This is a genomic window from Nocardia sp. NPDC060255 (genome assembly GCF_042727395.1).
Taxonomy (GTDB): domain Bacteria; phylum Actinomycetota; class Actinomycetes; order Mycobacteriales; family Mycobacteriaceae; genus Nocardia.
In genome coordinates this window covers 1-4,562 of sequence record NZ_JBHXAU010000056.1, presented here as the reverse complement: position 1 = coordinate 4,562, position 4,562 = coordinate 1, and the positions used below count along the sequence as shown (strand labels likewise).

3 protein-coding genes and 2 pseudogenes are annotated in these 4,562 nt (G+C 60.6%); all 5 read left to right on the top strand.

The window, feature by feature from the left end; translation table 11 throughout:
- Positions 1-2: 2 nt before the first annotated feature.
- On the top strand, positions 3-167 hold the full coding sequence (locus ACFWF1_RS43965; protein WP_379285205.1) for a phosphopantetheine-binding protein: 165 nt from the start codon (positions 3-5) through the stop codon (positions 165-167).
- Positions 168-347: 180 nt separating this feature from the next.
- Positions 348-701 carry a nuclear transport factor 2 family protein gene (locus ACFWF1_RS43960; RefSeq protein WP_379285192.1) on the top strand — a complete coding sequence of 118 codons (354 nt, stop codon included), beginning with the start codon at positions 348-350 and terminating at the stop codon, positions 699-701.
- Between the two features lie 803 nt (positions 702-1,504).
- Positions 1,505-2,128: pseudogene (locus ACFWF1_RS43955) on the top strand (MFS transporter); the annotation flags it as partial.
- 55 nt (positions 2,129-2,183) lie between these two features.
- On the top strand, positions 2,184-3,389 hold the full coding sequence (locus ACFWF1_RS43950; RefSeq protein ID WP_379285191.1) for a tyrosine-type recombinase/integrase: 1,206 nt from the start codon (positions 2,184-2,186) through the stop codon (positions 3,387-3,389).
- Positions 3,390-3,395: 6 nt separating this feature from the next.
- Positions 3,396-4,562, top strand: a pseudogene (locus ACFWF1_RS43945) (hypothetical protein); the annotation flags it as partial.

The window sequence follows — 4,562 nt, the reverse complement described above, 5'->3', positions numbered from 1 at the left end:
TGTTGGCGACCCGGTTGATCAGCAAGATTCGGTCGGCGCTCGGGGTCGAGGTCCCGATTCGGGTGTTGTTCGAGGCCGCCACAGTCGCCGAGCTGACGCGGCGATGGACGGAATTCACTCAGTCATCTCGGCCGGCCCTGCGCAGAAAGAATCGGAAGGTGGGCTAACAGCCTCGAACACTGTGTCGGTCGGCTTCGGTCGCCGTCAGCGCTTGATGAGCTTAGGCAGGTAGGTTCCCCCCGTGCTGTTGGAAGCGTTGAAGTAACTTCACCGATTCCGTGGTGCTGGTTGGCAATTTCGATTCGCTTTGAAACTGTGACAACACATCTGAAGTAGAAGGGAAGCGCATGTACGCCGGGATTGAAGCGCAAACTTGGAAATTTTACGAACTAGTGGACGAAAATAATATAGAGGACCTATCCATGCACTTCACTGTCGATGCCATATATCATCGTCCAGGCTACGATGCCCTTATTGCCCAAGATGCAATAGTCAAATTTTACCGATACTATCGGATCATCAAGGAAGGAGTGCACAAACTAGAATCGGCGATGGTCGGTGAATGTGGTGTCGCCGCACGGGGCAGTTTCTCTGGAGTGCTTCGAGATGGCCGATCAATCCAGCTTCGGTTTGCCGATTTCTTTGCTGTAGCGCCAGGGCCTCAGTATTCCAGAAGGGATACATTCTTTTTACGCCGCTAGCCTGAAGGGAGATTATATTCTGGCCGGGGTGTCTCGGCCGGGTTGAATGCCCTGCGAAAAAACGTATCTCTCTCGATCGAATTTGTGCATAATGCTCGAATGGCGAAAACTATGGACATGTTTGCGAGCGAAACAGCGGCCACCGTGACTGCAGTTCATCGAGTATATGACATGGACGGGACTTTATCATCAGCGATAGAAGGTTCGGGCCTGTGACTCGAATTCTTCGCGCGGAATTGGCAGGAATCCAGCACGGAACAGTGCACGACGTGGACGGGTGGGTCCATCTCATCTCCCGATAATCTCTGTGCAGACTTTCGGATAGGGGTCGAGAATCCGAGCGGGGAAGTCAATTGGGCTGTCGGAATTGTATATGGCAGCTCGATTGATCCCTGGGTGACGTAGATCGAAATCAGTGCCGTCAGATTTGCGGTTACCGTCGTTCCGCGAAGTGGCGGGTGTGTTGGGGTGGTCAACGTCCAGGGGCGAGCTGCAGTGATCCACCTGCCGCGTCGGCTGCAGTTCGCGCTGGCTCCGGTGGGTGGTCTGACCGCGACTTCTATGCGCCTGACCGGCCACAGGGTGCAGGCCCAGCTACAGGGGCCTTAGGTCTTTGAAGTGCCAGGTGCGACCTTCGGTTCCGGGGCGCCACGAATCCCGCGATCGAGAGCTGCCCTCATGTGCGATGACTTGCTGCGCTGGCAAGAGCATGGCGGTCTGGGGCGCGCTTGGCGTAGTGCGCCGTTCACCGTCAAGGGCAGCGATCGCGGACTCATCGGAAACTGTGACCAGCCAGGACTGGGATGCGGGGCGCTTGGCCAACTCAAACCTCCACTGCGACAATCGCTCTCATGACACCCCGCCTTCGCGGAATGTGCACCGAATGTTGCACAATATTTGTTGCGCAAATCTTCTTTCGCATCTATCGAAAGTGCTTGGTCAAGGAGTCGCCGCCCATTACTGATCTCGACGCTCTGAAGGTTTTCACGCATCCTCTACGGATCGAGCTGTTGCTGCCGACTATTATCAATCGAAAAGGGCTATTTAAAGTGACTGGCGTCAATCATGTAACCGACGGGCGCAATCGGCGGCGGGGCGGACTGTTTCGGCAGCGTGAATTCAGGCTGCTGTGGACCGGGAAGACGATCAATAAACTTGGCACCAACATGGGCACCTTCACTCTTCCGCTGGTTGCCACTGTCGCCCTGAATGCAAGTCCGTTCGTTGTCGGTTTATTAACCGCTGCGGTCTGGTTGCCCTGGCTGGTGATTGGCTTGCCCGCCGGGGCATGGGTCGATCGGGTTCATCGCCGTCGACTGATGATAATTTGTAACTTGGTTTCTATCGTCTTGGTGGCGAGTGTGCTCATCGCAGATCGGCTCGGAGTGCTTACCGTGGCACAGGTGCTCGCGGTGGCGCTGCTGACCGGGTGTCGCGTCGGTGTTTTTCTCAGTTGCATACAGCGTCTTCGTCCCTGTCCTGGTGGCCAAGCCGGATTTGCTGGAAGCCAACACCAAGTTGAAAGGCAGCGAGTCGGCCATGCGGATGGTCGGGCCGGGACCGGCTATGCGGGTCTCGTTGCGCCGGGGGATCGCAGAGGGTGTGCGCGTTGTTATGGCAGACCCGCTACTTCGAGTGCTAATGGCCTACGGCGCTGCGGCGAACATAAGCTTGGCTGGGATTCAAGCGGTGGAGATGGTCTTTCTGATCCGCAATGTTCGGGTGGCCGCAGGGACGGTCGGTATCCTCTTCGCCCTTTCTAGCATCGGAGGGCTCACGGGCGCCCTTTGCGCCGGTGTGATAGCGTGCAGGTTCGGTACCGCACGCGGTGCACTTTTGTGTTATTCGTGTGCCGCACCGTTCACCCTCCTCATTCCGATGACCTCCCTCGGTGCCGGGTTGGGCTTCAATGTGGTGGGTGGGTGGGTGCGTGTCGGAGAACTGTGCGACCTGGAACTGGACTGCGTGCACGAGGTCGCCGATATCGGCGCCTGGTTGAAAGTACCACTGGGCAAACTGAATTCCGAACGCATGGTGCCCCTGGATGCCGAGACGGTCGCGCTGATCGACCGGATCACCGCGACCCGCTCACCCGGACGACCCCTACCGCACCCCAAGACCGGGCGACCGACCGAGTTCCTGCTCACCCACTACGGCAGACGCATCTCCGCCGAGACACTGCGCGACGAACTCGCCCGCGCCGCCGAACGCGCCGCATTGCCGAAAGCCACGCCGCACCAACTTCGTCACTCTTGGGCGACCGCGCTGGTCAACGCGGGCTGCTCGCTGCAGGCGCTGATGGTCATGCTCGGCCATACTTCTGCTGCGATGAGCCTGCGGTATGCCCGCCTTTTCGACGCCACCGTCCGCGCCGATTACGAACGCGCCCTCGTCCAGGTCAAATCCCGGCTCGGTGACATGCCTGAGCCGCGAAAAACGCTGCCGCTCACCACGATCAGTGCAGGTGCCGATTGGAAGGACGCCCCGCTGGTCAAGGCGCGGCTGGCTGGCGGCTACTGTCTGCGCACCGCCGCCCAGGGCAGCTGCGCCTATGCCAACATCTGCGAGCACTGTCCGAACTTCCGCCTCGACGCAGCGTTTCTGCCCGTGCTGGCCGCGCAGCGCGCCGACACCGAACTCTGCTCGCCGCCTGCTGGACCGCCTCGATTAGCGCATGAACCAGACTGAAGCCTCATGAGCGAGCAGCCCCACCACACCGGCTCCGCCGTCCGCGCGGCCTGCACCGAACTGCTCCGCAACGGCCGACCTGTCACCTTCACCGGCATCGCCGCCCGCACCGGCATCAGCCGCTCCAGCCTCTACCGGCGCCCCGAGCTGCGCGAACTCGTCGAACAACACCGCGACCCCGCTGGGAAACCATCCGCCTCACCAGGCTCGCCGGTCAACTCGACCAACTCCGCCTCTCCCTGGAAGCCGTCGCCACCAACGTCCTCCGCCACGACGAACAACTCCGCAAACTCAACCGTGCAAACCGCGCCAGCTGACTGCCTACCCTGCCAGGGCGTACTCCGAGCACCGATCAGCCGGATAATCGAAAAACAGCAGATCGACCTCGAGGTTCAGCAGCGTCGCGACCCGGTCGAACACCTAGCGCTCGAGGTCGCGGTTCACCTCGTGCAGCCAGTCCATCGCCCGATAACAGGCATCGTCGCTGGTGGCGGGCAGCCCGTCGATGTGCACATCACCGCTGATCCAGTCCGCGGCAGCCAGTTTCGACGACGGCGCCAGCGCCCGGTTGGCGACCAGCCTGAACAACACCCGCTCGATCCCCGGAACGTCGCGACGGCGACCACGTTTCGGCTGCCCGAGCCCGCCGATTATGGCATCTATGCCCAGCCACCGCCACAGATCATCGAGCACGTACGCGCCGCCGAATGCTCTGGAGGACACCAACTCCAGTTCCGTCCCGCCGCCGATACAGCCAACGCGTCGGCAGGGTCCAGCAGCCGCGACAACGACCCGACCAGGCGTTTCACCGCGTCCCGGTCCAGCTCGTCGGCGCGGCCGAAGGTGAACAACACCTTCGGGGTCGCCCGGCCCTTCACCGGGTCTTACTCGTTGTGCGCCAGCTACAGATACGCCACCGAACCAGACTTGTTCCGCCGCTTCACCGTCCGCACGTACACGACTCCAGACCATACCCGCATCACCGCAGGAAAAGTTACAGAAAACCACAAAACCGTGTGTCTAGGCGAATCCGCCGATTCCACCAGCCCTCAACCCGCTGACCAGCATCTTCGGACCTTCAAGATCTCCAGAACCCCCGAATTCTGTGGAACGCGGGGAACTCGAACGGGCGGAAATTGCCGAAGCCCCACTCGCCAGCCACCATCTCCCGAG